Source organism: Niabella hirudinis, assembly GCF_051201075.1.
Classification (GTDB): Bacteria; Bacteroidota; Bacteroidia; order Chitinophagales; family Chitinophagaceae; genus Niabella; species Niabella hirudinis.
Genome location: NZ_JBPEHJ010000001.1, coordinates 639,701 through 664,921, shown reverse-complemented (window position 1 = coordinate 664,921; position 25,221 = coordinate 639,701). Strand labels below are relative to the sequence as shown.

The 25,221-nt window shown below is 41.4% G+C and carries 24 protein-coding genes and 1 tRNA gene; 10 read left to right on the top strand and 15 right to left on the bottom strand.

Annotated features, from left to right (window positions below):
• The first annotated feature begins 73 nt into the window (after positions 1-73).
• Complete coding sequence (locus tag GGU45_RS02520; RefSeq protein WP_435221701.1) at positions 74-526, top strand: hypothetical protein; 453 nt, start codon at positions 74-76, stop codon at positions 524-526.
• 326 nt (positions 527-852) lie between these two features.
• Entirely contained in the window at positions 853-1,209 is a 357-nt protein-coding gene (locus GGU45_RS02515) for a hypothetical protein (RefSeq protein WP_435221699.1), read from the top strand.
• Between the two features lie 268 nt (positions 1,210-1,477).
• Here the strand turns inward: GGU45_RS02515 and GGU45_RS02510 are convergent, their stop codons facing one another.
• Positions 1,478-1,696 (bottom strand): helix-turn-helix domain-containing protein, encoded by a 219-nt coding sequence (locus tag GGU45_RS02510; protein WP_435221698.1) that lies wholly within the window; start codon positions 1,694-1,696, stop codon positions 1,478-1,480.
• Between the two features lie 97 nt (positions 1,697-1,793).
• On the opposite strand from GGU45_RS02510, the gene GGU45_RS02505 reads away from it, so the two are divergent.
• From GGU45_RS02505 to GGU45_RS02485, 5 genes are all read left to right on the top strand, one after another.
• A complete protein-coding gene (locus tag GGU45_RS02505; RefSeq protein ID WP_435221696.1) occupies positions 1,794-3,338 on the top strand; it encodes a hypothetical protein in 1,545 nt (514 codons plus the stop codon).
• A 724-nt stretch (positions 3,339-4,062) separates the two neighbouring features.
• Positions 4,063-4,608: a hypothetical protein gene (locus GGU45_RS02500; protein WP_435221695.1), complete on the top strand. Its 546-nt coding sequence runs from the start codon at positions 4,063-4,065 to the stop codon at positions 4,606-4,608.
• A gap of 162 nt (positions 4,609-4,770) precedes the next feature.
• On the top strand, positions 4,771-5,178 hold the full coding sequence (locus GGU45_RS02495) for a hypothetical protein (protein WP_435221693.1): 408 nt from the start codon (positions 4,771-4,773) through the stop codon (positions 5,176-5,178).
• Between the two features lie 170 nt (positions 5,179-5,348).
• The gene (locus tag GGU45_RS02490) at positions 5,349-5,756 is read left to right on the top strand and encodes a hypothetical protein (RefSeq protein WP_435221691.1); all 408 of its coding nucleotides are present in this window, start codon (positions 5,349-5,351) and stop codon (positions 5,754-5,756) included.
• A 120-nt stretch (positions 5,757-5,876) separates the two neighbouring features.
• Positions 5,877-5,950 (top strand) — tRNA-Arg (locus GGU45_RS02485).
• A 267-nt stretch (positions 5,951-6,217) separates the two neighbouring features.
• Here GGU45_RS02485 and GGU45_RS02480 read toward each other — a convergent pair.
• From GGU45_RS02480 to GGU45_RS02435, 10 genes are all read right to left on the bottom strand, one after another.
• Positions 6,218-7,405, bottom strand: a complete 1,188-nt coding sequence (locus GGU45_RS02480) for a hypothetical protein (protein WP_435221690.1) — start codon at positions 7,403-7,405, stop codon at positions 6,218-6,220.
• Positions 7,406-7,721: 316 nt separating this feature from the next.
• Positions 7,722-9,161: a hypothetical protein gene (locus GGU45_RS02475; RefSeq protein ID WP_435221688.1), complete on the bottom strand. Its 1,440-nt coding sequence runs from the start codon at positions 9,159-9,161 to the stop codon at positions 7,722-7,724.
• Between the two features lie 505 nt (positions 9,162-9,666).
• Entirely contained in the window at positions 9,667-10,407 is a 741-nt protein-coding gene (locus GGU45_RS02470; protein WP_435221687.1) for a hypothetical protein, read from the bottom strand.
• Positions 10,408-10,432: 25 nt separating this feature from the next.
• Entirely contained in the window at positions 10,433-11,743 is a 1,311-nt protein-coding gene (locus GGU45_RS02465; RefSeq protein WP_435221686.1) for an RCC1 domain-containing protein, read from the bottom strand.
• Positions 11,744-11,753: 10 nt separating this feature from the next.
• Entirely contained in the window at positions 11,754-12,383 is a 630-nt protein-coding gene (locus tag GGU45_RS02460) for a hypothetical protein (RefSeq protein WP_435221685.1), read from the bottom strand.
• Positions 12,384-12,724: 341 nt separating this feature from the next.
• On the bottom strand, positions 12,725-13,486 hold the full coding sequence (locus tag GGU45_RS02455; protein ID WP_435221683.1) for a hypothetical protein: 762 nt from the start codon (positions 13,484-13,486) through the stop codon (positions 12,725-12,727).
• Between the two features lie 45 nt (positions 13,487-13,531).
• Positions 13,532-14,296 carry a hypothetical protein gene (locus tag GGU45_RS02450; RefSeq protein ID WP_435221681.1) on the bottom strand — a complete coding sequence of 255 codons (765 nt, stop codon included), beginning with the start codon at positions 14,294-14,296 and terminating at the stop codon, positions 13,532-13,534.
• An 81-nt stretch (positions 14,297-14,377) separates the two neighbouring features.
• Positions 14,378-15,154, bottom strand: coding sequence for a LuxR C-terminal-related transcriptional regulator (locus GGU45_RS02445; RefSeq protein ID WP_435221680.1), 777 nt, complete (start codon positions 15,152-15,154; stop codon positions 14,378-14,380).
• A 569-nt stretch (positions 15,155-15,723) separates the two neighbouring features.
• Positions 15,724-17,664: a sensor histidine kinase gene (locus GGU45_RS02440; RefSeq protein WP_435221679.1), complete on the bottom strand. Its 1,941-nt coding sequence runs from the start codon at positions 17,662-17,664 to the stop codon at positions 15,724-15,726.
• A gap of 20 nt (positions 17,665-17,684) precedes the next feature.
• The gene (locus GGU45_RS02435) at positions 17,685-18,317 is read right to left on the bottom strand and encodes a response regulator (protein WP_435221677.1); all 633 of its coding nucleotides are present in this window, start codon (positions 18,315-18,317) and stop codon (positions 17,685-17,687) included.
• Positions 18,318-18,624: 307 nt separating this feature from the next.
• On the opposite strand from GGU45_RS02435, the gene GGU45_RS02430 reads away from it, so the two are divergent.
• Entirely contained in the window at positions 18,625-19,098 is a 474-nt protein-coding gene (locus GGU45_RS02430) for a 23S rRNA (pseudouridine(1915)-N(3))-methyltransferase RlmH (protein ID WP_435221675.1), read from the top strand.
• Positions 19,099-19,154: 56 nt separating this feature from the next.
• Positions 19,155-19,799: a rhomboid family intramembrane serine protease gene (locus tag GGU45_RS02425; protein ID WP_435221673.1), complete on the top strand. Its 645-nt coding sequence runs from the start codon at positions 19,155-19,157 to the stop codon at positions 19,797-19,799.
• A 129-nt stretch (positions 19,800-19,928) separates the two neighbouring features.
• Here the strand turns inward: GGU45_RS02425 and GGU45_RS02420 are convergent, their stop codons facing one another.
• Positions 19,929-21,842, bottom strand: coding sequence for an Nramp family divalent metal transporter (locus GGU45_RS02420; protein WP_435221671.1), 1,914 nt, complete (start codon positions 21,840-21,842; stop codon positions 19,929-19,931).
• Positions 21,835-22,503, bottom strand: coding sequence for a metal-dependent transcriptional regulator (locus GGU45_RS02415; protein ID WP_435221669.1), 669 nt, complete (start codon positions 22,501-22,503; stop codon positions 21,835-21,837). Before GGU45_RS02415 ends, GGU45_RS02420 begins: the two co-directional genes overlap by 8 nt.
• A 106-nt stretch (positions 22,504-22,609) precedes the next feature.
• Between GGU45_RS02415 and GGU45_RS02410 the strand changes: the two genes are divergently transcribed.
• Complete coding sequence (locus tag GGU45_RS02410; protein WP_435221668.1) at positions 22,610-23,584, top strand: hypothetical protein; 975 nt, start codon at positions 22,610-22,612, stop codon at positions 23,582-23,584.
• Positions 23,585-23,710: 126 nt separating this feature from the next.
• Here the strand turns inward: GGU45_RS02410 and GGU45_RS02405 are convergent, their stop codons facing one another.
• Together GGU45_RS02405 and GGU45_RS02400 are read right to left on the bottom strand one after the other, a co-directional pair.
• Positions 23,711-23,914 (bottom strand): hypothetical protein, encoded by a 204-nt coding sequence (locus GGU45_RS02405; protein WP_435221666.1) that lies wholly within the window; start codon positions 23,912-23,914, stop codon positions 23,711-23,713.
• Positions 23,915-23,998: 84 nt separating this feature from the next.
• Positions 23,999-25,039, bottom strand: coding sequence for a DUF6807 domain-containing protein (locus tag GGU45_RS02400; protein ID WP_435221664.1), 1,041 nt, complete (start codon positions 25,037-25,039; stop codon positions 23,999-24,001).
• Positions 25,040-25,221: the final 182 nt, after the last annotated feature.

The following is a 25,221-nucleotide window of genomic DNA, read 5'->3' as shown; positions in this document are numbered from 1 at the left end:
AGCAAGTTCCAGAAATGGGCTTGCTTTTTATTTCTTATATTGAGAATGATTTAAAACTGCTTAATATTTTTTTATGAGAAAAGTACTTTTTATTCTATCAGTTGCCTGCTGCATATTTTGTGGTGTATCTTGTACGGGAAACGAGGATAATAAATCTGAATACATATACAAGCAATCTAAAGAAAGAAGCTACTTTGACAACCCAGAGCATTTACCAGAAAATAATGTAACAGAAGAGGAAAACAATTCAGAAAGCGAGGATGAATTTAATGCCGAAGAGGATATTTACCCTGATGGGAAATATGAAGCCTATATTTACTACTATAATCCATCAACTGGCACTCAAAGTACTTATACACTTGACGTCAAAGTTAGAAATGATAAAGTCATTGAAATAGAATTCAACAATGGAGGGTGGCTTGATGATACACATTTTGATCCACCTAGGCTAAGAAATGGTAAGGCCGAAATTATAACCGATGAGGATTATGAGTATGCTGTAGAATTATTGCGTTTTAAGTATTGAGGTGTTGCATGTGTCCCTGATTTATCCGGGCCTATATAGGGTACTGATAAAACTGGGACAATTTAAAGGCGGATAAATTTTTTTCTATAAAATTTTCTTGAGGGAGACCTAATCTGTATTCACCCCCGGCCTAAAGTAAGAAGGAAAACTCCCCCCGGCATAAATTAATATACACACTTTTTTAGCCGCAATTTTATATTCATTTTTTTGAGTCTCTGCTCTACACTGCTCCAGCCTTATTCCCTTTTTTTCCTACAAAACCAACTATTCACTCTCACCCATTCTTGTAATACAATTCAGTTTTTTAACCTAAAAATCTAAAAGTTATGTCAGTAAAAATTGTTAGTTACAAGTTGAGGGAAACCTTTGAAGGCAAAAAGTTCTATGCCCTGCAATTACAGGGAGACGCTGAAATTATCGAGTCAAAATCAGGTAATCAATACCTGACAGTAAAAAAGGCTTCAATGCCCTCAACACTGGATGAAGAAAGTTGCAAGGCTCTTTTAGGTACAGAGTTGCCGGGTACTATTGAAAGAGTGGGGTGTGAGGAATATGAATACACTACTTCAAGCGGTGAGATCATATCCCTTAATTTCAGATATGAGTACAGGGCTAAGCCAGCGGAAGTTAATTTTGCCAAATTTTATGAACCATCAGAAAATGGTAAAATGGCAACTGTTTAGTAGGAAAAAAGGGGGGCTGCCTGAAATGATAAGTTTTGGACAGGCCCCCTATATCAATATTTTTGGAAGTTGAATGATTTTATTGAATTTGTTCATTCTGTTTTGGTGGATTTTCAGTAAATAGGAGTGGCGTTTTAGCTTAGAATGAAAGATTTTGCAGGATACCCAGGAATGAGACAGAGATCGTTTACAGCCCCAAATGGTCTCTTTACATTTTAAAATGTATTTTTTTCAATCTCTACCATAATAGACTATTTGTAGATCAGGGTTAATCCAATTTCACCAGTTCTGAAACAGGCAAATCAAGTGCTTTTGCTACTTTAACAAGTGTGCCAAATTTGGGGTTAACGTTTCCTGCTTCCAATCTGGAAACGTTTGATTTTTCCATATTGACTTCCAGCCCAAATGCATTTTGTGACAGTCCTTTTTCTGTTCTTAATTGCTTGATTTTCAATCCTAATTTTTTTAAAAGTTCCTGTTCTGTCAAGCTGGTTATCATTTATGATAACAAATTTCACAATATCTATTACCTTTGGGGTTATCACCAGCGACATCAATTTAACTGTTTTGAATAAACTGAATATATGAGAAGACTTTTACTGATGCATTTCTTTGTCCTTTCGACTTGCACTTATATATATGCCCAGGAGAATTGGGTTAAGAAGGATTTAGGGAACTTCATCTGTTCTTTTCCCAATTTGCCAAAGTATTCATTAAAAAACAAATTATACACTTATACGTCTAAAGGAAGAGCGGGGATTTGTATTGTCATGATCCAAAATGATGTAGTTCCAAGGTATTCAGATTTCTTGAAATTAAAAAAGGCTGATCAAGAAAAAGCTATAGATGTTCTCCTTAGTAAAGCAGCTGAAGGCTTGGCCACAGTAAGTGGCAGCACTAGCCCTCACTATAGAAGAATAATGAAAAATGGATTCAAAGGTGTGGACGTTGTACTAGAAGTAATAAACCCAGCTACGGGAGATATGTCAAAACAGAATGTGAAGTTGTTTTATACGTATAACCAGGTATATGTATTCTCTTATATGCTTTTGAATTACAAAACGGCTTCTTTTGATGAGCGTGATACTTTCTTTAATGGGATTAACGCTAAGGAAAGTCAGAGCCATATTGATGAGGACTTTACAGAATTCACGCAGAGGAATGATTTAATTGAGAATACACCCAGTTCCCAATTAGAGCTCAATTCAAAGGAAGACCTGAATATAAAGTACAATACAGTTTCCTCTATTCTACAGCCAATACAAGCTAAAGATTTAGTAGGAGAAGATGATCCTAAATCAGACAAACCTAAGTATGGTGGTATACAACTTAAAAAAGGTGATGATATTTCCTTTATTAAAAATGCTACTCCTTTTAATTCTCAAAGATACACTATAACAGAAGGATTGGATGAAGTAACGGGAGTAAATCCAAAATCTGATGAAAAAGCTGGAAGATACAATACTTTAAAAATTGATGATCCTTTCGCTACTAAAAATGCTACTCCTTTTAATAGTGGAGCATATACTGTAACAGAAGGTTTAGGTGAATTAATGAAGTATGACCCTGATGCAAATTATATACCCGGGATTGGAATTTCACAAGAAAGAATTGATGATGCTAAACGATATTATTATGAGAAAAAAGTGGAAAGAATTGCGACAGTTATTGTTCCCATTATTCTCATAAGTCTCTTAGTTATATTCCTAAAAAGAAATAAAAAGAAATTCTCCGTCAATAAAAATCCGGATTATTTTAAAAACAGTCATGAAAAAGATGCTGCTGAATTATTATTTTATCTATTAAGAGGGGAGTTGCCAAGAGAAGAAGCATCTGAAAACATCGAAAAGCTATCTATTGGATTGTACTACGATTCCTTCAAAAGGACTTCCAAAGAAATAGTGCCATTAGAACAGTTAGGCAAAATCTTTGAGCATAATGGGGATATGGTGCAATCCGTAAAGATAAACTTGGCTCTGAGTAGCGTTTTTGCAACCATCAAAAAGGCCATTACAAATGCGTATGACAATACTTTGAATAAAACAGATGAAGTCACCATTGAGAAATGCAATATGGTGATACTACACACGCTTACAAATATGGCTACACTGATAGAAAGTTCCTATTGAAATAAGGAACTTTCTATCAGTGTGGTTTCAAAATTAACCGTTTATTATTATGGAAAAACTTGGGGCAATTTTTATCTTCTTTCTTATTCTGGCTATGATTCTTTACATTGGAGGATGTAACTCCTCAGCCAGGTATATATTGGATATGGGATGGAATATTTTTAGGTGGGGCATTGCAATACTATTTGTGGGTGGCTTTTTATTTATGGTTTTTAGTAAAAAGAAATAGATAGATGCAAGAACTTTTACAATATGAAAAATGCAGTAGCAATAAAAGGGATAATTTTAAAAATCCTAACCAAAGCAAGTTGTTTAAACCGACCATATTACTTTCTTCCATTTATATATTATCCTTCGATTATTACATACTTTCCGACAAAATGGCGATTCTTTAAATTTTATGTTCATATGGTTAATTGTATGAAAAAATCTTCAGTTGGTGAGATTACCCATAAAATAAACAGAGGAAATCAAGCAGAGAAGGCTGATTTTGCAATTGATTTTTATGATAAAATACATAAGTATCCAGTACTGACAATATAGGTTAAAAATAACAAGTCCAAATTATTATTGGATATACATCCAGTTTAAAAAAATAAATCAATGTTAGTACACTTTTGAAGTAGTTAAAGATCGCTGCTCTTTCATTTGTTCTCATTAACGATTTTTTAAAAAAATATGCTTTATAGGCTATCATAAACAACAATAATTTAAAAATAGAAACATGAAACATCACATGATTTTATCCATTATAGCATTAGTAACTTCCATTGCATGCACTTCACAAACAAATTGGGTTAAAACGAAAGTTGGGAGCGAACTGTCAGTGAAATTTCCAAATAAACCTTTCGTAGACACAAAACCCGAAAGAAGGCTTACAATGTTTACAACTAGTAAAAGCAATGATAATTGCTCCTTTACTGTTGTAGTAAGAAAGCAAGTAATAAAAGATTATGATAGAATATCAAAGCTTTCATTATCAGAGCAAGAAAAAGAAATAAGTTCTTTTCTTAATAAAGGAGTAATTCAATTCATACAAGATGGTGATATTGTAACCCCCTTAAAGTCTTTTAAAACTGGCAATTACAGGGGAAAAGAGATTACATATACACTTAAAAAAGATAACGGAAAGCAATCTATAATATTTGAGAAATTTATAATTGCCAACAACAACCTTTATATAATATCATTCTCAACATATCAAAAGGGGCTATGTGAAAATGATAAAGACTTTTTTTTCAATTCTATTACTGTCTCCACTGAAAAATAAAAATATTCCTACAGTTATGAAGGTTAATATATTCAGGTGCATTGATATTTAATGCACAAGAAAATGAGGAGTTTTCAAAATATATAAAGTAAATAAAATGGAAAATTTTTAAACCGGCGCATAATCTATAGAATAGGTACTCACTCATTAAAAATTCAAATAATGCAACCAGAAAAAATAGTTATTAAGTATTTAAAATTAGGAGCTACAACAACAGCTTATTCGTTATACAGAATTAGATTATTAACATTATTTATAGTCCCATTTTGGCTTACTACAGTAGCTATTTGTACATGCCTTTTATATGATTCATTTAAAAAATATGATTCTCTTGATGATCATCAAAGTGCATTAGCACGTGAAAGAGAACTACTCACCCTTAATCTTAACAATTACAATGCAACCTCTTATTTGAGTGATAATGTAAGTAAGTTAGAAAAAGATCTTATACAAGCAAGAAAAGAAATGATATTTAACCTTATTGTGTCCCCATTAATTTTGTTATCTGTTTTTTTTATTCCGATTATCTTTTTAAGATTACAAAAGTGGATAAATGAAGTAAAAACATAAAATAAGCAAAGTGTGGGATTGGATTATGAATTTCATAAATTATCATACATAGTGAATCAATAATTGACCAACCAGATATACTATGATTGTCTTTGTAAAAGACCTAAAAAAAAAAAATATTCTTAAACAATTAAGCTGTCAGAAATGGCAGCTTTTTTAATATCCTTAATATGAATTTTGATTTTTTACCTTATAAATTAAACTCCACTATTAAGTTTCTAGATGATAACCTGATCTTTGAAGGAGAAGACAATGGAGTTTCTCATTACAAAGTGGTTACACCGCCTGTCAGTGAAATCCTTGAAATCCCAATATCTGGCATAGCCCTATACTTCTACAGGGGAAGGCTGATTACGGCTTATTACAGGCTGAATAAGCATTATAAAGACTGGGAATTAATTGTAACCCGATTTGAGGCTTATTTAGCCAGGGATGCGATGTGTTGGGAGGAAGATGAAGGAAATCTCTATAACTGGCAGAAGGGGAACCAATTTCTGGGTATATTGGCTGATCAAAAGAATGACTCTATGATGATATATCATACCTTTAAGAGGTATAATGTGTTTGAGGATGGTTGATTTATTGATTTTCTCCTGTTCTATGTTAGGAGATTTTTGAATTTGTTACCTTATTTTTGCGCACCTGTTACAGATTTGTTACAGAATCTTTGAAAAGAGTGTTTCAGAATAATCAAAAATGGCTGCGTAGCTCAATTGAATAGAGCATCTGACTACGGATCAGAAGGTTTCAGGTTTGAATCCTGACGCGGTCACTTGATAATCAAGCACTTACAGAAATGTAGGTGCTTTTTTGTTTGCCGTATGCCATACAATTTACGGCGCTACTGTCTGCCGTATGCTCGCGACCCACTGCTATGGATAATTAATACTTCGTTCAACTCTGAATATAGCATCGTTAGAGATCTTCTTTCCTGTTATAGAATCAATAAAAAAAGCCTTTATTTCAACCCATATGCTTCATTGAAACAGTTCACCTGTCACAACGCCATCTCGCTGTTATGGCCCCTATGTGCCGGGATCTAAAACTTTTTAAAAAAGACATCAATATTGTCATTAAAATTCGTTCTGTTTGCAACGAAAGAATTCCCATTAAAGGATTTGATTTTCCAGTTATTTGGACCAAGGTTTATATATGAAACGTTATTGTTGTCAGAATAGAAGCCCCATCTTCCATCACCTACATATAGTAAAGGGGTAAATGTGTTATTTCGTGAGGCGATAAAAAAGCCGTTCACATTCAATTTATAGTAGTAATTATTATAACTTTCATTTCCACTTGTTTGATACCAATTGCCGATAAAATAATTTGCAATAATTCCAACGGGGTTTTGTGGTGTGCCTTTTGGATTGGGGGCGGGTTTATCGGGATTTGTAGGGCTGCTTGTACTAGGCTTTGCATCGACTAAGTCAAAAAATGATGGATCATCTACAGGGGTAAAATCACTGAGTTTTACAGGTGTACCACTGCTGAGCCTCTGCTGAATTCTGGCCCAATTTTCAGCTTTTTCTTGCAATTTAAGTAAGGAAGAAGATAATTCGAGATTACTCCTGGGTCTAACACCGCTATAACTCATTGTTGCTCTGCCCAAAAAATCCGCGAGCTTTTTTGTATTAAATCTTGCATCTGAAACATCTTTGATCACTATTTTGTCATTAAATACCTGTTTTATAAAATCTCCGATCGTTTTTAGTTCTGATGCGGTGCGCTCCCAATATGCTGCACCAGGTGCAGCACTGTTATAATTAACGCTACTGAAACCATTAATGGTTACAAGCTGCTGTTGTAGCAGGGAATCTCTCTGCGTAAGCCAATCGTAATAATACAGGTTGTAGACAACCGTTTCGCCGGCAGGATAGGATAAAGACAGCAGTACATGATCGTTTTCTCCATTTTTAGAGGTGAGGTAAAAAAGTTTGGGGCGTCTATTTTCATCCAATATAAGGTTGCAATAATAGTCATCGCCCCGGTTTCCAAAAACAAAACTGTTGATGCGGGTATGGAGTTTGTCATTGCCAAATGCTGCATAGCCTATTAGTGCAGCAGTTTTGGGAGTGTCTAAAACGGTAAGCGCCACGGCATCCTTTGAATTTGCATCGGCGCTATAAAAATGAACAAGCTCAGCGTTCTTGTTGTATGGTTCGTCCGTTTTGTTCTTTTCACATCCTATAATGATAAGCGAAAAAGATAAGAGCAATAGATATTTCATGTGTATATAATGTTGGTCGTGAGCCCTGCGCGGGAAAGGTGCGCTATATAGATGCCACTGTTGGTTTATTATGCCGCAATGCTTTGCGCAATGCCAGCGGTGGCGAAAAAGCGGCTAAATATGCAATCCTGTACTTAACAGCCAGATGAGTTTGTTTTAACATGATCTTGTTTTTTGATTTTTTTTTTTAGTTAGTTTTCTTTGGGCTAAGGCTGTGTTTTGGTTTGTTGTCAGGCCAAAGTATTTCAGGGAGCATAATACCAGATCAACGACAACCATGCAAAATTGGATCTATTGTTCCATTGCCGGTGTTGCATTAGTTTCCCCAAAGGCTATACCCCAGCGAAAAATACCAGCTGCCCTTGAATTTATCGGCGAGAAGATCCTTTGGTGCAGGATTGTAATTGGCTTTCAGATTATAACTGGCAGAAATTTCTTTAACCGAGCCTCCAATCCAACCACCTGAAATCGCTAATTTATTGTTTTTCCCTATCATCAACCCAGCGCCTATCAGTATACGTGGCCTTGGGGTATTTTCAAATGAAAGACCGGGGCCAAATGAGGCAAATACTCCCAGGTTGGAGGCTTCGGAAAAATAATAACCGTAGTGCAACAGGGCCGCTAAACCTACCCCCATGTTATTGTTTTTTTCTTCACGGATATTATATCCGGTAGTATCTCCTTTGTCGGTCACGTTTGTGTAAATGGAATAGTTTGTTGACCGAAGGCCGCTTAGGTATAACCCGGTTGTAAAGGACCAAAGCAGGTTGGGCCGCTTGTTTAGCTCAATAACTGTGCTATAATTTTGCAATGCCTTTGCAGGGTCTTTGCCGGTTATATCAATTTCAAACTTGCTGATATCGGTCTTAAGCAGATAGGGAAGCGACAGGAAATCGGTTGTAGCCGGTTTGGGCGCCAGCTGGTTGTATATTTTGGCAATGAGCGACTCGTTAAAGCTGCTGTCGAATTGAGCGAGGAATTGGGAGAAGTTTTTTTTATAGGCCGTAAGCATACTATCCCCGCTGCTAAGGCCAATATCCGATCGGATTTTTGCATATTGCGGTAACACGGTATTATAATAGTGCAGGTATTGTATTTCAAGATCTTTTTCCAGTGCAAGCCGTTTCGCAATAATGGCCTGGGCCTCCACTTCAAAGTTTTTTTGGTCAATGCCCCCCGTATCCACTAAGTAGAGAAGCCGGTCTGCTCGCTTTATTACATTATCTCTAAATTTAAAGTGGAAATTAAATAGGCTGTCACGCATTTTTTCGATGGTTTTCCCTATTTTTTTATCCCGGTTTTCAGGGGTTTTATCTTCACGCTGTTTTAATTCTAAGAGCATCTGGATCTGGTCATCGTTAGGTATTCCTTGATGTGCGAATATTTGCATCAAAGCGCTCAATGCTGCTTGCTCCCTTATTATTTTTTCGTCTACCGTTCTTACCAAACTGCCCGATAGACCACCTAATAACCCGGCAAAGCTGCTTCCATAATTGAGTATGCTAAACATTTCGGGTGTTGCTCCGGCACTAATCATGGAATCTTTTTTATTAATTGAGATGGTATAGGCATTCACCGGAAGATTAACTATTTGAATCTGTACCTTTTCTGCTTTTCGCAATTGATCTTTGGTAGGCGGATCAACGGTTTTTTTGTTGAAGTCTATTTTGATTATTTGTGGTGATTGTGCCAGGGCTTTGCGCACAAAAATGGCCGATGAAAAAATAAATAGCAGCAATAAATACTTTTTTCTCATAATGTTTTACGGTTTAGTTGTTACAAATAGTTTTGTTATGGAGACCGTCTATTTGCTATATGTTGTTTTTGTTCATGCCTAAAAACGATTGTGCTGATAAAAACGATCTTTACCAGTGTTGTGCCAGACTTCCTGCTATAGCCGGTCAACGAATACTATACAAGCGGCATAAATACCACTGGTGGAGAAAAGAAAACCTTGTCTCTGTAGCCATAGCATAAAAGCTGTGGTTTCCTGCTGTGAGCGTTGCATTTACATCGCCTTTTCCGCATGGAACACCATTCTCCTGATAATTGGAAATGGTACCTGTCTTTTGATTATCTATGAACACATCGATTTTCCGGAACCCAAATCGTTGCGAACCCATGCGGTAAACTGTCCTTTGCCCTCGCCAAAAGGATTTTCATTTTTTACATTGTCTTTTGACTTGACGCAACTAAATGCGACTAACAATAATATCAAGGACAGAAAACTTTTCATAAGCGTATTTTTAGTGAGGGTATTGTTAGAAATTTAGCGCCATACCTACGCCATGATTAGTAATCCCAATCTTGATGGATGCCTGATTGTTGGATAAGTTATAATCTCTTACAAACTTTCTAACAAATGCATTTTGCAAAGCTGGCATAGCAAGCGCCCCTCCTAATCCTATTCCACACCCGGCATAAAAAGGTATATCTCCCAATGGAACGTTTCCCCGAAATTGTATCAGACGAATACACATTACGCCAGCCCCCACACCCGCAGCAATACGAGGGAACAAAAGCTGTTTTTTAAACGCTTTTGTTTGTTTTTCATAGCCGGGTAGATCGTAGATGTATTCAAAGATTTTTTGCTTTCCTTTTATCCTATTTGCTACTCCATTGTTGTAATCATAAAAGACCAGCGTTTTCTTCCCTTCCAATTCTATTCTTTTGTACTTGCTTTTTAACGGGCTATTTACAGCAACACTATTTTGAGGAGGGGCCTCCTGTGTAACAACAGATGGTTTATTGACTATTGGTTCCGAGGCAAAACTTTCCCGTTGTCCATTTTTATAAATAATCATAAACACCTCTGATTTATTGATAGAGTAGGTAGGTCCATCCTGCATTTCCCATTTTTTGTATTTTATTTCGCTGCTGAGTATTTCCAGAACTTTGGCTTTTAACTCGGTTTTGTCATTTTTGATGATCACATCCTGTGCGCGAGTGCTAAAAATCGTTACTAGAATAAGAATGGCTATAAGCGTGGTTTTTAGTTGCATTTTAGTTGTTTTATGGTTTGAGAAATTATTTAAATAAAAAGGTAGGTACATATTTGTCGGTGCTGGTGCCATCTCCAAGAGCGCCATTGAGATTTCTTCCCCATCCCCATACTTCCCCTTTCATATTTATTACGTAAAAGCCGGCAGGACCTTCATGTACTGATTCCCAATTAGTTTCTGTTGAAATTCTTACCGGAACGGTTGTACTGGTATAATTACCGGTACCCAAAAGTCCATCATCGTTTCTTCCCCATGCCCATAACGTACCATCGGACTTTATTCCAGCATATCTAAAGCCGAGTGGGTGAGAAAAACTTGCCTTTACATCTTTCCATTTGTCGCTACCAACCTGCTTGGGTATTGGGTATGCCGGATAACTGCTACCTGGCTGCAATGACCAGAGCGTTCCATCTTTCTTTAGAAATAGTTCAGATCCCGTAAAAGAAATACACCTGCTCCAATTGTTTTCACTGCCTATTTGAACCGGTAAATTGGGATTAATATTTTTATCATTTTCAGATACGAATCTTAAAGTCCACAGAGTGCCGTCTTTTTTAATACCATAGTAAAGAGATATCCCGTAGTTCTTATAAAAGCTTTCCCACTCCGTACTGCTATTTAAAATAGGTTGGTAATGAACTGTTCCCAATGGCCTATTCCATTTTAAAGGTATTTGGCCGGATGGACAAACGGATAATTCTTCATTATTCTTTCCCCAATACAAGACCCCGGGATACTCAGATAAAAGCGTAGTGGAAACCCAAATAGAATAGTCCTTTTTTTGTATAAAAGGGCCGTCTACATACTCGTTAATTCTTTTGGAGAATGTCTTCCAATCCGCTCCTGACCCGATTTGTTCAAATTTAAACCGGTCTGTTCGGGATGGCTCAAATGGATATAGGTAAAAATCCCTGGATGGTATGATGGCACCACAAGTTGCCGGCCCTGATAATGTTCTAGCATGGGTACTACCACCTGTTCCCCACAAAGAGCCATCTTTCTTAATTGCGAAAGTGGCCGTTGTGTAATCGCTATAGAAGTCTGCTACATTATCCAACACTTTTAGAGGCACATTGCTGGATACAGATGCTCCTAATCCTAAAAAATTGCCTCCAATATTATTTGTAGTTCCTTTCCCCCATACCCACAAAGTGCCATCGGATTTTAGCCCCATGCTAGCACCTCCCCCTCCAGAGGTAGTGGCTCCTCCCAATATTATCCACTTCGCATTTGTTGATACGCTGTTTTCGGTGTTCTTATTCTCGTTGCCTGGCTTTGAGCAGCCTAATAATAACGAAATTATTATAATTTTCAACCGTGATTGATTATAATACATAAGTGATGATTTACCGGTTTGTACATTTATACGCACCGGTGGCCTCTATCCGGGTTATAAATTCCGTAACCTCCGGGCCTGTAAAGTTTACGCCGCTCAACATTTGGTTATATGTAGAAATTGTAGAAGCATCGAGCACATTTCCTCCGAAGGCTAGCCTGCCATTACAGATAGCTAAATAAAATTCTTCGCGAGTGATTTCTCCGTTTGCGAGCAGGCATTCATAGCAAGGCATGGAAGATCCACCCAAAAAAACCGGACGTGGTGTAATGCGGTAGCCCCCATTGACGGTACTTAAACTTTTGGCAAAACTTTGTCGGCGTGTAAGTCCGCCTGGGTACTCTACTTTAGTTTGCCGCCAGTCTGGCGGTAAAATACAAACGCCTGTATATTTATTTACCGTTTTGGTAAATCCAGCCGCTCTCACCGCCGTTTTTTTAGCATTGCTTGCGGATTCAGCTGGTTTTCCGTTTTCAAATATGCTGTAACCATCTTCACCCAGTTCCAAAACATAGATTCCTGAGTTGTCGGTGTAATAGTCATAATTTCCCTCTTTGTTATTGCTATTTCCGTCATCGTTTTTGGAACAAGCAATGATCAAAAATGTAACTACAATCATACTGCAGAATGCTTTTTTCATTTTTTAAGTTTTGCTCGCCTACTCTTTAATCCCCTTTTCGGCTTCCGGGTTTATTTACGATAACAAATGAACGATATCAGATAATGATTATCAACCGTGAGATAGCCTGCTTATTCCCGTTTTCTAACGGTATTGTTGGTTATTGGGTAAAAACATAAACAGGTCGCTCTGCTATCAAAACTACAGTCCTGGCAAGGCCTTGTCAATTACACAAAGGGGTGATTTTAGGCGAACGCGAAGTAAGACGAAAACTAAAGCGTACCCAACATACAAACAGATTCGCTCCTCATCCGAAACGAGGTTTTAAACAGATGAATGCGACAGATCTTTTACTGCCGGCCTTACGGCACTTTCTTCACCGTTACCGCCAGCTGCACCCCTGCGTCTATCGGTACAACGGCTTTGTAACCCGCAGCGTTTTTGATGAAGGATAAAGTACAGATGGTATTGCCTGAGTTGCAGTCATTAAAATTGATGACGAAATTTTCACCGGAACGGGTTACTTTACCGGTCATCGTAACAGTGGTGTGATCATCACAATTGCCGCTGATACATTTGGAGAGCAGGGTTACGTTATTGCCACTGATGGTGAAATTCAGGGTGCCGCTATTGTTGTATTCGGGAGATGCTGCATCGGTACCGCTAAATGTTCCGGTATAATTTTCTACGGCAACGGCGGAAGTTACTTTAAAGATCACCGCTGTTACATCATGCCCGGGTATGGTAACCGCTACCTGTGGAACGGAGCCATCTGCATTAACATTCATCACGATTTTTACCCCGTCTTTTTGCAGGGTATAGCCGCTTACGTTGGTGCCTGCCGGTATAGCTACGGATGAACTAAGCTGGTAGGTTATGTCATCAAAAACAATGGTGGCGCTGGCTCCTGCCGGCTTCAGATCGATCGTAATATAGCCACTGGAGCCTACCAACACGCCGCTATAACTGCCTAGGCTGCTTTTGTCATATTTTGCAGGGTTATTGTTGTCCTTGCTGTCGCTGTTCTTTGAGCAGCCGGCCATGCCTGCCAGCACAAATAGCAAAGCGAATAAGCCGGTTACAGCCAGTTTTGGCGCCAGGCGCATACGGTTGTACTTTTTCATAATACGGGGTTTAAAATGTGAAATAATTTATTTTACCATTATCTGTTATTTTCCATTGAAGCTCAGCTTTACCTGGAAGGTATTGAAGGGCACTTTTTGCTCCCCCATGCTTTCTGTTCCATTTTCGATGGCCTTATATTTCATATTGAAGTTGCCGGGGCTGACGTCTGCTGCCAGGCCAATACCGCGCCAGCGTACGGTTGCGCCAATATTGGGTTTCAGAATGGTATGAAATCCCTGGGTAACCGTTTTTATGCCGGTGGCGTCCTCATTATAGTCGAATGGGTAAAAGGCATTGTTGAGGGTGCTGCCATCAGCGCTATAGGATTCATATACGGGCCCAATGGCATAGGCGCCCAGGGAAACCTGGGCCCGTACATCAATAACCAGGTCCTGAACGGGGTTTATAGAAAGCACGGGCCCGGCCTTGGTGGCTACGGATGCTACCAGTTTTGAGGTAAATTCATCATCGGCATAACCGGTTGTATTCTTTACATAGTCCTTCCAGGAATTACCTGTAATGGTGGCGTTCAGCGCCAGAATTGTCCAGTCGATTCCCGCATTGATCAGTTTTGCTTTGTCTTTTGAAATAAAATAAAACAACCGGCCCTTTTCAAATACAAAGCCCATATCGCTCCCAAAATTTCCTTTTAATGCATTCTCTTTGGGACTGAGGCTGTACTCCAATTTGTTGCCGGGCAGCTGTATCCCCAGGCGGGTATAGCCTTTTCTGAAAGGGGATGAAGGGCTTTGGCCAACGGCCGTTATAACATGGATAACGCAAAATGCGATAAGAAATACGGTTCTCATACTTCAGTTTTTTAATTGTTTGATTGAATACGAAATTATTTTTTCTGACCTCCTTAAAAAATACCTATGGGTAGGTATTTTTCAGACCCATCCTTCCCCCAATGTTTTTTTTACAAGTTCCAGGGGCGTTTTTGTTTTGGCCTTGCCCAGTATATTTTTCCGGTGTGTGTGCAGCGTATGTATGCTGATACAAAGTTCCTCCGCCAGTTGCCTGCTGGTTTTGCCTTCTACAATGCCTTTGAGCACCTCCCGTTCGCGCCGGGTAAACAAATCGAACGATTTGGTAAAATGTTTGTCCTTTATATTATAGTAGGAGGGTTCCCCATCCAGTCCTATAAGCGAAAAGCAGGGCTCTCCATGCGGCTTTATATGGGTAATATCGGTTTCCAGCGAAAGCGTCCGGTAGTAGTTTTCCCGGTCGTAATCTACCTGTACCGCCTGGTGCAATGTGCGCATATAGTCACCATTTTTCTTCCTGATCCGGAAATCATATTGAACCTTGTAACGGGAAACTTTTTCAAAAGAAAGGGTTTTAAAAAACTCAACTATTTTATATTCAAAATTCAGAACATAGGGCTTATCATCCGGATGTATAATGCTCATTAAAAAGCCGACTTCATACTCCCTGGGCTCATAGCCCAATACATTTTTCACTTCAGGGCTTACGAGATCAAAGCAGGAAGTATATATATTAAAGACCTGGTAATAATAGTTTCCGGCATGAAATATACTCAGCAACCGCTTGTAATGCTCCACCTGTTGCTGTAATTGCTCCAGGTTGGGCACGGTCTCTTTATTTACAACCGTTTTCCAAAACTTTTTGGCGGTAAGATAAAAATGGTGATCCTGTTCTTTCATGTGCTTTAAACAGTTGTTATTTAAATGTTGAACCCTGTAGCAAAGAAACCTTTATTGTTACCGGCTGTCAACCGTTAAAATCCGGATTTTAACCCCGTTTTTTAACGGTATAGAAAGCAATTAGTTTTGGCTTTCAATATCAAAGTTATGGGCCATGATAATTTTTATCAATTACCCAAAAGGGTGATTTTTTTTGAATTGGGTACAGGTGCAGGCCGTTAAACGGGGGGCTTAGAAGCTGTTTGAAAACAGAATTTTCCGGATACGGTTCCTGTCCCGATAGCCGGGTTGCAATATGAATAGAGGCTGTATTTCAAAAGTCGTTTTATAACCAAATGTCGTTCTGAAGATGTCATTCCGGGCCTGACCCGGGATCTATTCCTGGTTCAGCATCTATTGACCAACGATCATCTTTAGATGCCGAAACAATCCCGATCGCCATCGGGACGGCATGACAAATAGATTGTTGGCGGGGTGACTAAAAAGTATTGTTTGGTCCGCAGATCACGTAGATTCTTGTTGACGCCATTTGTGTTGAGTTAAGAACAGGTCATATCGCTATCTCATACTCAATACAAAGGAGCCTGATATTTTAAATGTGTACCACTGGATAGGGGTTCTATCTCAAATGTGCCGCCAATATTTTTCATACGCTGCTGCATGTTTTGTAACCCATTTCCACGGGTGATGGAAGATGGAAGTCCAATGCCGTTATCCGATAGCTGCAGAAGGAAATGGGCGTGCTGCCACTCAAATAAAATATGCACGGTAGTAGCCTTGCTGTGCTTGTAGATATTATTGAGTGCCTCCTTCAGGCACAGAAACAAATTCCTTCGTGTAGCTACAGACATTAACTGTTCGGGTTGCAGCCCTTCGGTACCAATAATGCAATGTATGCCGGCCTTCTTCAGAAAGAGTTCTGCATAGGATGCAGCATATTGCGCAAACTGCTCCGGAGAATTATTGTTGCTGTCTAAACTCCAAAGCATTTCGCGCATGGAACGGTTCATTTCAAAGGATGTTTGCAGCAGGTCGTCCACATCGTTTTGTATGGCCGGCTGCTCCCGGAGTTTTTCCTTCAGGAATTCCGCCTGTAGCTTTATGGCGGAAATTCCCGCCCCCAGGTCATCGTGCATATCGATCGAAATGCGTTCCCGCTCTGAAATAATATCTTTCTGTCGCTGCAGTTCCGTCTCCAGTAATTTGTTTTCGAGTGCTCTTTTATCGTTTTCAGCTTTCAGGGTATCGATGGACACACCATATAAAAACAGCAGGAAGTCTGCAATAATTGCCGCCTGCATAATGGAATAAGAAAAGTTACCGATTTTTATGGGTAACTCGTCAATGCCTAAGATGCCTGCAATAAATGGTGCAGACATCTGAACGGCACTAACAAGTAATATACTTACTCCAAGCCGTGCATATTTGTAAAAGGGAGATTTGAACTTCAGCAGGTATAAGAATACCAAAAATGTAATTACAAAATCGTAGACGGTAGCAAATTCCCTCATCACATGGGTGGCGGAAACGAGCAGGGATGCGTCATAATCTCCAATGCGCAGCACAAAATAAATAAGCCAGTACAGGCCCGAATATTTTAAAAGAACACCACCCAGGCGATACCGTTTATTAAACGTAAGGTAGCTGTAAAAGAACCAATAGTAAAGGGCCGGCTCCAGACATCCCCAGAACTGCCTGTAAACAATGTTTTTTACACCCGGCAGCATGTTGTTTTCAAAATTTATAAACTCATATATATTCAGGTAATAGAAGATATACATGAAGTTCATGATGGCAAAAATGACGAGTGGCCTTTTGAACCGGTTGTTTTTAGACCAGAAAACACCAATAACGGCAAGACAAAAATGCACACCAACAATCAGCAGGGTGAGCGCATTATAGGGGTCCTCATAGGTTTTCTCAAATGACGATTGCGCTTTTAGAAACGATGGCTCATTTAAAATTGAAAAATCGGGAGGAAATATGCCTCCTTCAAAATCCCGGACCTGTAGTATATAACGACCTCTTTTGTAAGGGGGGAGCCTGAAAACAATATGCCGCCCGGTATGAGGAACGGACAATTCCCGCTGCATATGTGCAAAGCCGGTACCGCCGATACGTCTGGGGGTATCCGTCATTTGATAAAGGTACGCTTCGGGTACAAACTCATCCTGCAAACTCACATAGAACAGGCTGTCTGCAGCACTGGTATTTTGCAGCGAAAAGAAAATAAAAATGGACCTGGTATCCTTCGGGATGTTTTTCAGGGCGGTGATCTGTTTGTATGTCACGGTGCCGGTAGTGTCCAGGTCGTCCGGTAAAAGATTTTTATGCTTACTGATCTTGTATTTGGCTTTAGAAGAACTGAATAGCTGTATTGGGATTGATGTGGTGTCCCGGAGCAAATGATCCCCGGCCCTCAGGAATGGTGTATAAAAAAGGAAATAAAGAAAAACAATAAGTTTTGATATGACTCCGGACAAAAAAAAGCGATGGGAGCAGCAGTTCATAATAACGCCGTACTACGGTATTAATTTTTGGATAATAGTTTATTAACGGCCTCTACCTTGTTGTTGACCTTTAGCTTTCGGTATATATTGCTTACATGTTTTTTTACAGTGTCAATACTGACAAATTTTTCTCGTGCAATTTCCTTGTATAAAAGACCTTTGGCGAGCATCTGCAAAACTTCCGTCTCTGTTTCGGTAAGCAATGCTGCAACCGTATGGTGCGGCTCCCCGGCGCTGCTGAAATATTGCAGTATTTTTCTTGAAACGGCAGCCGTCATAGGAACGCCGCCCTGGAATACTTCCTTTATGGAATTGATGATTTTATCCATACTTTCTCCCTTAAGCAGGTAACCCGAGGCCCCTGCTCTGAGGGCTTCGTAAACGTGCTCATCGTTTTCGAAGCTGGTGCACATAATAAACTGGGTATGCAGTTTTTTTTGATCAACCCGCTGCAGTACCTGGGTACCGGTGATATCCGTTAGCCGGATATCCACAATGGCAACATCCGCATCCAGTGCGGTTAGTTGTTCAATCGCTTCCGCACCATTAAAACACTGGGCGATACAGAATAGCTCCGGGTCGTGGTCGATTATTTTCTTCAAAGCGTTATTGTAGTGCACATCATCTTCAATGATTATAACTGAAACTAACATCTTTTTCGTGAAGTTATTTCTTTGTATCTGTATTGACAATTACCCAAAAGGGTGATTTTATAGCAAATAATTTTAGTAGTTTAAAACTAAGAAAAATGTTTTAATATTTTTGCGGTCGTATGGAACGGGAGCATAACATTTTTTTGAATTCTTATTATTTCTCACGCAAAGGCGCCAGGCTTTTCCGCAAAGGGCGCAGTGCTGTAGAAAAAAATGTTATGCACCCTACGGAATGGTCATCGAAGCATTTTTTGGTATGATCCTTGACAATCTTGGTCGGTTTTTGACAATTTTTAAAATATCTCGCATGAAAATGGCCTTTTGGGCGCTGGGAAAACAGCATGAAGCGTATGTAAAAGAAGGGGTGGAGGAATTTTCCGGCCGTATCGGGAACTATTTCCGGCTGGAATGGGAACTGATTCCTGTACCCAAAGAGGCAGCGCATCTTGGACCGAAGGAGTTGAAGAAAAAGGAGGCCGAAAGTATCCTGCCCAGGATCGCAAAGGAAGATTACCTGGTAGCTCTGGAGGAGCGGGGACGCCAGCTGAGTTCGGAAGGGCTGGCCGCCTTTTTACAAGGCCGTGCCAACGCCGGCACCAAACGCATTATTTTTTTGATCGGCGGCGCCTACGGTCTGGATGAAACGGTATTGCGCAGGGCGAATACGTTGTGGAGCCTGTCGCAGCTGGTTTTTCCGCACCAGTTGGTGCGCCTCATTCTTGCGGAGCAGGTGTACCGGGCCTGTACCATCATGAAAAATGAGAAGTACCATCATTCCTGAAATGAGGAGTATGAAATTAGAAATGAGAAATGGGAAATTGTCCCTATTTTTAGCCTATGGAAATAACCATTACGCTTATCATCACCGTTGTTACAGTAGCGGTTTCGCTTTGGGGTTTTAGCAGTTCGAAAGTAATTGACAACCTCATTTTTTTTGGACCGGCCATTTCCCGGAATGGTCAGTATTACCGGTTTCTTACGCATGGCCTTATCCATGCCGATCTGATGCACCTGGCATTTAATATGATTGCCCTGTACACTTTTGGAGCATTTTTGGAGTCCCCTGCTTTGTTTGGCAGCCCGGTTATTTTTGGGGCCGATGCGCCGCTGTATTTCGCTGGCCTTTACATAGGGGGACTGATCATTGCAAGCCTGCCGGATTATTTCAAACATAAGGATGACTATGCCTTCCGGAGCCTTGGCGCTTCCGGAGCCGTTTCTTCGGTTGTTTTTGCGGGAATCCTGTTATACCCAACGCTTCCTATCCGTTTTATGTTCCTCCCGATTGATATTCCCGGCTGGATTTTTGGCGGGCTTTATCTTTTAATATCGGCCTATTTAGACCGTCAGGGTGGGGGGCGCATTAATCACGGAGCCCATTTGTGGGGCGCTATTTTTGGTATCGTTTTTATTATTGTATTTGTAAGCCTGAAAGGAGATTTCAACGTTTTTGAAAACTTTATCCACCAGATCAGGGGATGATTTTTTGTTTAAGGTTTAAAGTTCAAGGTTCAACGTTAGATCCTGTTTTTATACTTGATGCGCAATGCTGACAACTGGAGGTTGAAAGCTGTTTCAAGTTCCAGGTTTGAGGTAAACGACATTGATTGCCTATTGACTATTGCCCGAACCAGGAATTTCACTGCCAACGATCAATATCGGGATCTTTAAACGGTGCCGTACATTATTGATGGTACTGCCGTAGATAAAATCTTTTAACCCTTTGTGTCCGTGGGCGCCCATCACCAGCAGACTGGCCTGGTGGCTGTTTACAATTTTGGGAATTTCGCGGGACGCAATACCATAGCCCAGTTCCCATACTACTTTGTAACCCTTTTGCCGGATCTGTTTGGCATATCCATCGAGGTAGGCTTTATCCGTTTTGGATTCCTGATCCTTGATTTCCCTGTTAATAAAACGGGCGGCAACGCTTTCTACCACATGGATCAGTACAAATTTCGTTTGTCGGTTTCCCTGTTGCAACGCCTGTGTAATCAGTGTACTGTCGATTTTGCTAAAGTCAACGGCAATGGCGATGGTGGAATAATCGTTGATGCCTTCCTGCAGCTCCAGCGGGGCTGGTTCGGGATGAACAGGGGAGGAACTGGTTTTCAAATGCTTTTTGCTGAATGGGTAAAAAATGGTATAGCCTAAAAGGGTAAGGACACCGCAGCTTGAGAAGAGGATCAGCAGCTTCCAGCCCCAGGATGCGGAAGTGGTAAAATAGCTGGTAACGGCATCTGCTACCATGCGCCCGTTTAAGTAGATGAGCACCGCGGTAATGAGCCATGCTAATAACCGGGTGAGCGGTTTTATGGCAAAAATGCCCATCGTATTGCGGTCGCTTACAAAGTGGATAAGGGGTATAATGGCAAACCCCAGCTGCAGGCTCAATACCACCTGGCTAAAGATCAGTAGCTGATCTACCTCGTTTTCGCCATATAGGCCAATGACCAGTACTGCCGGTACTATGGCAATGAGCCTTGTAAGGAGTCGCCGCATCAGTGGGTTGATCCGGAGTTTCAGGTATCCTTCCATAATAATCTGACCTGCAAGGGTGCCGGTTACCGTACTGCTTTGGCCGGCGGCGATTAATGCAATGGCAAACAGCTTGGATGCAAAATCGCTGCCGAGATGGCTGGGCAGCAGTTCATAGGCCTGCCGGATTTCGGCCACATCGGTTCTGCCTGTTTTAAAAAAAATGGTAGCGGCCAGCACCAGGATGGCTGCATTTACGAGGAAGGCCATATTGAGGGCGATAGCGCTGTCCCAAAAATTATATTTCAGCGCCTTCCGGATCCCATCTTCGGTGTTTTTGAATTTACGGGTTTGCACCAGGGCCGAGTGCAGGTACAAATTATGAGGCATAACGGTAGCGCCAATGATCCCTATGGCGATGTACAAGGCTGCGTCATTTTGCAGCCGGGGCATAAAGCCGGCGGCCATTTCCCGGGGATCGGGAGCAGCAATGAGGATTTGTACAAGAAACGACATGCCGATGATAAAGATCAGCCCGATTACGAAAGCTTCCAGCTTGCGCATGCCAAACCGTTGCAGCAGCATCAGCAGAAAGGTGTCCAGTACGGTGATCAGCACGCCATAGATGAGGGGCATACCAGTAAGCAATTGCAGTCCGATAGCCATACCCAGCACTTCTGCGAGATCTGTGGCGGCGATGGCTATTTCTGCCAACAGGTAAAGGATGAAATTAACGCCCCTGGGATAGGCTTCCCGGTTGGCCTGGGCCAGGTCCTTATGCCGTACAATTCCCAGTCGCGCCGAAAGGCTCTGAAGCAGCAGCGCCATCAGGTTACTCATCAGCAACACCCATAGCAGGCTGTAGCCGAACTGACTGCCGCCCGCCAGGTCGGTGGCCCAGTTACCGGGATCCATATACCCTACGCTGACCAGGTAGGCCGGTCCAAAAAAGGAGAGGATGCGCCGCCATTTGGGCTTATTGATTTGGGTAGTGTCTACAGACTGATGTACCTCGCTGAGTGATATGTCGGAATGATGCCTATTCATGATCCTTTACTAAGATGTTTTGCGATAATTTTTTGGATACCTGGGTAATGCTCTTGTTACCCGTTTTAATTTCGAGCGACTCATCGTACGCAAACCGCTTCCGGATCTCCAGCAGGGTGCCGATCCGGATGTTCTTTTCATTCAGCAGCTCCAGGATAGGGGCCGACTGGTCGCTGATTTGCACCACTTCTACCGGCCGGTGCAATGGTATTTCTGACAAAAGCTGATGCTGTAGCTGAATGATATGGCCTTTTTCATCCGGGATCGGGTCCCCGTGAGGATCAAAACGAGGGTATCCCAGGAAAGCGTCCAGCTTGCTGATAAGACCGGCGTTACCTACATGTTCCAGCTCTTCGGCAATATCATGCACCTCGTCCCAGCTGAAGCCAAGTTTTTTTGATAAGAAATGCTCCCAGAGCCGGTGCCGGCGAATGATGATGAGAGCATTTTTCCGGCCGGTTTCGGTGAGTGTGCAGCCATAATAAGCTTTGTAATGCACCAATTTTTTTTGTTTGAGTTTCTTGAGCATATCGGTAACAGAAGCCGCGGCGGTTCTCAGCAGTTCCGACAAATCATTGGTGCTGGCTGGCTTTCCATCCTGTTCCAATCGGTAAACCGCTTTTATATAGTTCTCTTCCGTATGCGAAAGATTTATTGACATCTAAATAAAAATTTAGACAAATCTAAAAAAATAACAACAGGGCTCAAAATTATTTTTTGTGCGGATGCACCGGGATTTTATTTATTTTGTCGTATAATATTGACTTATGTGTAAACCTTTGTATTGGTTCCTGGCGGTAGCGGTAGTTTTTTTTGTAGCCTGTGGTGGTAAGAAAAAGAAGAAAATGACCGGCGATGATGCGGTAAATATCGAAGAATTTATGGAGGCCTACCCGGTATTGCCGTTGCCCTTTACTTATGGCGACACCTCGTTTCCTGTCCGGGAAAATGATTCATTTCGTATTGCACCGGAGGTACTGCATCAGTTTATACCGGATTCAGTTACCCGTAAGGTTTTTGATGCCGGTTCGCGCCCCGGTTATTATCCTGTGGGCACTGTGCAGGCGGGGGATGGTAGCTTTTATCTCCTTACTAGAGGAATAGCCCGGCAGCGGAAGGCGCTGCTTATTACTGCACATGATAAAAAGAAACAGTTTATAGCAGCATTGCCGGTAATAAAACTGACGGGCAATACCAATGTGTCCATCACAGTTACGATTGATCAGCGGTTGAATATCAATAAAGACCTCTCGCAAAAGCTGCCGAATGGTATTGAAATAAGCGGACATGATGTTTTTGTATTGAATACGGCGGCAAAGAATTTTTCGCTCATCATGACGGATAGCCTGGGGGATGGTTTTACAGAGCTGATTAATCCGATTGATACACTGGGGCGTCGCCAGAAATATGCGGGGGACTATGGTGATGGAAGAATGAATCTGGTTTCCTTTCGTGACGGACAGCGGGAAGGCCGGATGCGCTTCTTTATTCATCTTGAAAAAGACAATAAAGAATGTGTGGGCGAGCTGAAGGGTGATGCAATCTTTAGTTCTCCAACGGTGGCCGAATACCGCCAGGGGGGAGACCCCTGTGTGCTGCGTTTTATTTTTGACAAAAACAGTGTTTCTCTTGAAGAAGTAGAGGGCTGTGGCTCCCGGCTTGGAGCACTGCAGTGCTCCTTTAATGGCGAATACCCGCGGAGGAATCCATCAGGCAAGAACCCGAAGGGCAATGTAAAATAAGGGATATAAAATACCCAATGTAAAATGAAGCAAAAAAGCAATTCCGTTTCCTTTCAGAAATCTCATCTCAGAAAATGAACCCCTGCTTTTACATTTTACATTGGCTATTCAATATTTTACATTTCCTTATTTGAAATCCTCTGCACTTACTCCCTCGTTCAGCTTCACATCATTGAGGGTTATCGTAAATTCCTGGTCTCCCATGTGGGGGTGGATGGAGGTGACAATGACCCTGGGATAAAGAATGCCACCGGTTTTAGTATTGCCTGAAAAGCTGTCGGACTGTGTTATATCCTGTCCGCCGGCGGAAATGGTGTTGGCCTGGCGCACTAAAATCCCGTATTTTATAAACAGTTACTGTTCGGACAGACAATTTTCAGACATCGAAGATAATCCTATTTTATTTATGCTGTTTTAATAGCGGGTCTGTTTAAATTCAGTTTCCATTTTTTCCATTTCTGCCAGGGGAAGATCCTGCTGCGCGATCACAATGCGATAGGTGAATTTTTTGGACTGATGCGGCTGCAGGGTAAGGTTCAGCGAATCTTTTCCCTTGCTGAATACCGACCGGCCCAGGGGATTGAGGGCAAAAAGCCCGTAACCGCGTGCATGCCAGTAGGTGGGGTAACCGGTATTAGACGGATGGTCAAACATGCCGATGGATATGGGGGCACCGTCTTTTTTCCCTTTGAGCAGTGCCCAGGTTCCCTGGCTGCTCCACACCGCATCGCCCTTGAGGCCGTTGGACGCGTAATACATGCCACTGGGCACAAGGGCGCCCGAAGCACGAATCTTTGTAATATTACCCTGGTTGTCTGTAAATGACCGTGTTTCTGCGGAAGGCATTTCCAGCTCTTTTGCAAGCCGGATGGCAAAGAATCCGTCCTTGACATCAGCAAATACCACGGGCTTATCGAGGGCAGTAAGGGTGGTAGAGCGGGTGATGTAGAACCGGTTGTTCTTTACTTCAAAAAAATAGGTGGTGGCTTCATCCAGGAAAGGTTCGCCGGAATGGTTGACCCATGTTGCTGTGGTTTGCAATTGCGCCCGGTTTTTTGATGCTTTCTGTTCCAGGATTTTTTTATGAAGAATGGTGCCATAATGATCTTTTTTTGCAGCCGGGATGGCGGAAGAATTATTCCAGAAATCGATGCCATTTACCGATTCGTAGTTCATCCAGATGCCTACGTGATGCGGATGGTCGGTGCTTTCGCCGGGGATGAGTTTTACCGGAAAGCCGCGGGTTACGGTTATGCCATTTAATGTATTTACCGGGTAAAGAAAGGGCTTGGCAATGCTGTCGGTATAACAATAGGCGGTAAGCAGACGGCCATTGTAAGTAATGTCTACCTGATTTTTATCCGGATGAGGAATGAGGCTAAAGCCTTTTCCCGGAGATTGGGCAAAGGCCATTAAAGGCAGGAACGGGAGCAGGGCAAAAAAAATCTTTTTCATATCATTTGTTTTGAAGCATCGTTTTAAAGATCAAAGATAAGAAAGGCGGAGCAAGAAAGCTGCGCCTGCAGTGTCACCGGCCTGCGGGCGGCAGTATTTAAGAGGGATGATTACCGGTTGGAAATGGTCGCCTATGCTAACCGGATATTGCGGGGCGGCCCGGGATCCGGAAAAGCAGGGGA

Coding starts and splice junctions, on each gene's coding strand:
- GGU45_RS02495 (WP_435221693.1), top strand. CDS start 4,771: ATGCAACCAGAAAAAATAGTTATTAAGTATTTAAAATTAGGAGCTACA.
- GGU45_RS02505 (WP_435221696.1), top strand. CDS start 1,794: ATGAGAAGACTTTTACTGATGCATTTCTTTGTCCTTTCGACTTGCACT.
- GGU45_RS02470 (WP_435221687.1), bottom strand. CDS start 10,407: ATGCAACTAAAAACCACGCTTATAGCCATTCTTATTCTAGTAACGATT.
- GGU45_RS02460 (WP_435221685.1), bottom strand. CDS start 12,383: ATGAAAAAAGCATTCTGCAGTATGATTGTAGTTACATTTTTGATCATT.
- GGU45_RS02420 (WP_435221671.1), bottom strand. CDS start 21,842: ATGAATAGGCATCATTCCGACATATCACTCAGCGAGGTACATCAGTCT.
- GGU45_RS02415 (WP_435221669.1), bottom strand. CDS start 22,503: ATGTCAATAAATCTTTCGCATACGGAAGAGAACTATATAAAAGCGGTT.
- GGU45_RS02430 (WP_435221675.1), top strand. CDS start 18,625: ATGAAAATGGCCTTTTGGGCGCTGGGAAAACAGCATGAAGCGTATGTA.
- GGU45_RS02450 (WP_435221681.1), bottom strand. CDS start 14,296: ATGAGAACCGTATTTCTTATCGCATTTTGCGTTATCCATGTTATAACG.
- GGU45_RS02520 (WP_435221701.1), top strand. CDS start 74: ATGAGAAAAGTACTTTTTATTCTATCAGTTGCCTGCTGCATATTTTGT.
- GGU45_RS02425 (WP_435221673.1), top strand. CDS start 19,155: ATGGAAATAACCATTACGCTTATCATCACCGTTGTTACAGTAGCGGTT.
- GGU45_RS02455 (WP_435221683.1), bottom strand. CDS start 13,486: ATGAAAAAGTACAACCGTATGCGCCTGGCGCCAAAACTGGCTGTAACC.
- GGU45_RS02445 (WP_435221680.1), bottom strand. CDS start 15,154: ATGAAAGAACAGGATCACCATTTTTATCTTACCGCCAAAAAGTTTTGG.
- GGU45_RS02475 (WP_435221688.1), bottom strand. CDS start 9,161: ATGAGAAAAAAGTATTTATTGCTGCTATTTATTTTTTCATCGGCCATT.
- GGU45_RS02480 (WP_435221690.1), bottom strand. CDS start 7,405: ATGAAATATCTATTGCTCTTATCTTTTTCGCTTATCATTATAGGATGT.
- GGU45_RS02515 (WP_435221699.1), top strand. CDS start 853: ATGTCAGTAAAAATTGTTAGTTACAAGTTGAGGGAAACCTTTGAAGGC.
- GGU45_RS02490 (WP_435221691.1), top strand. CDS start 5,349: ATGAATTTTGATTTTTTACCTTATAAATTAAACTCCACTATTAAGTTT.
- GGU45_RS02500 (WP_435221695.1), top strand. CDS start 4,063: ATGAAACATCACATGATTTTATCCATTATAGCATTAGTAACTTCCATT.
- GGU45_RS02410 (WP_435221668.1), top strand. CDS start 22,610: ATGTGTAAACCTTTGTATTGGTTCCTGGCGGTAGCGGTAGTTTTTTTT.
- GGU45_RS02465 (WP_435221686.1), bottom strand. CDS start 11,743: ATGTATTATAATCAATCACGGTTGAAAATTATAATAATTTCGTTATTA.
- GGU45_RS02440 (WP_435221679.1), bottom strand. CDS start 17,664: ATGAACTGCTGCTCCCATCGCTTTTTTTTGTCCGGAGTCATATCAAAA.
- GGU45_RS02435 (WP_435221677.1), bottom strand. CDS start 18,317: ATGTTAGTTTCAGTTATAATCATTGAAGATGATGTGCACTACAATAAC.
- GGU45_RS02400 (WP_435221664.1), bottom strand. CDS start 25,039: ATGAAAAAGATTTTTTTTGCCCTGCTCCCGTTCCTGCCTTTAATGGCC.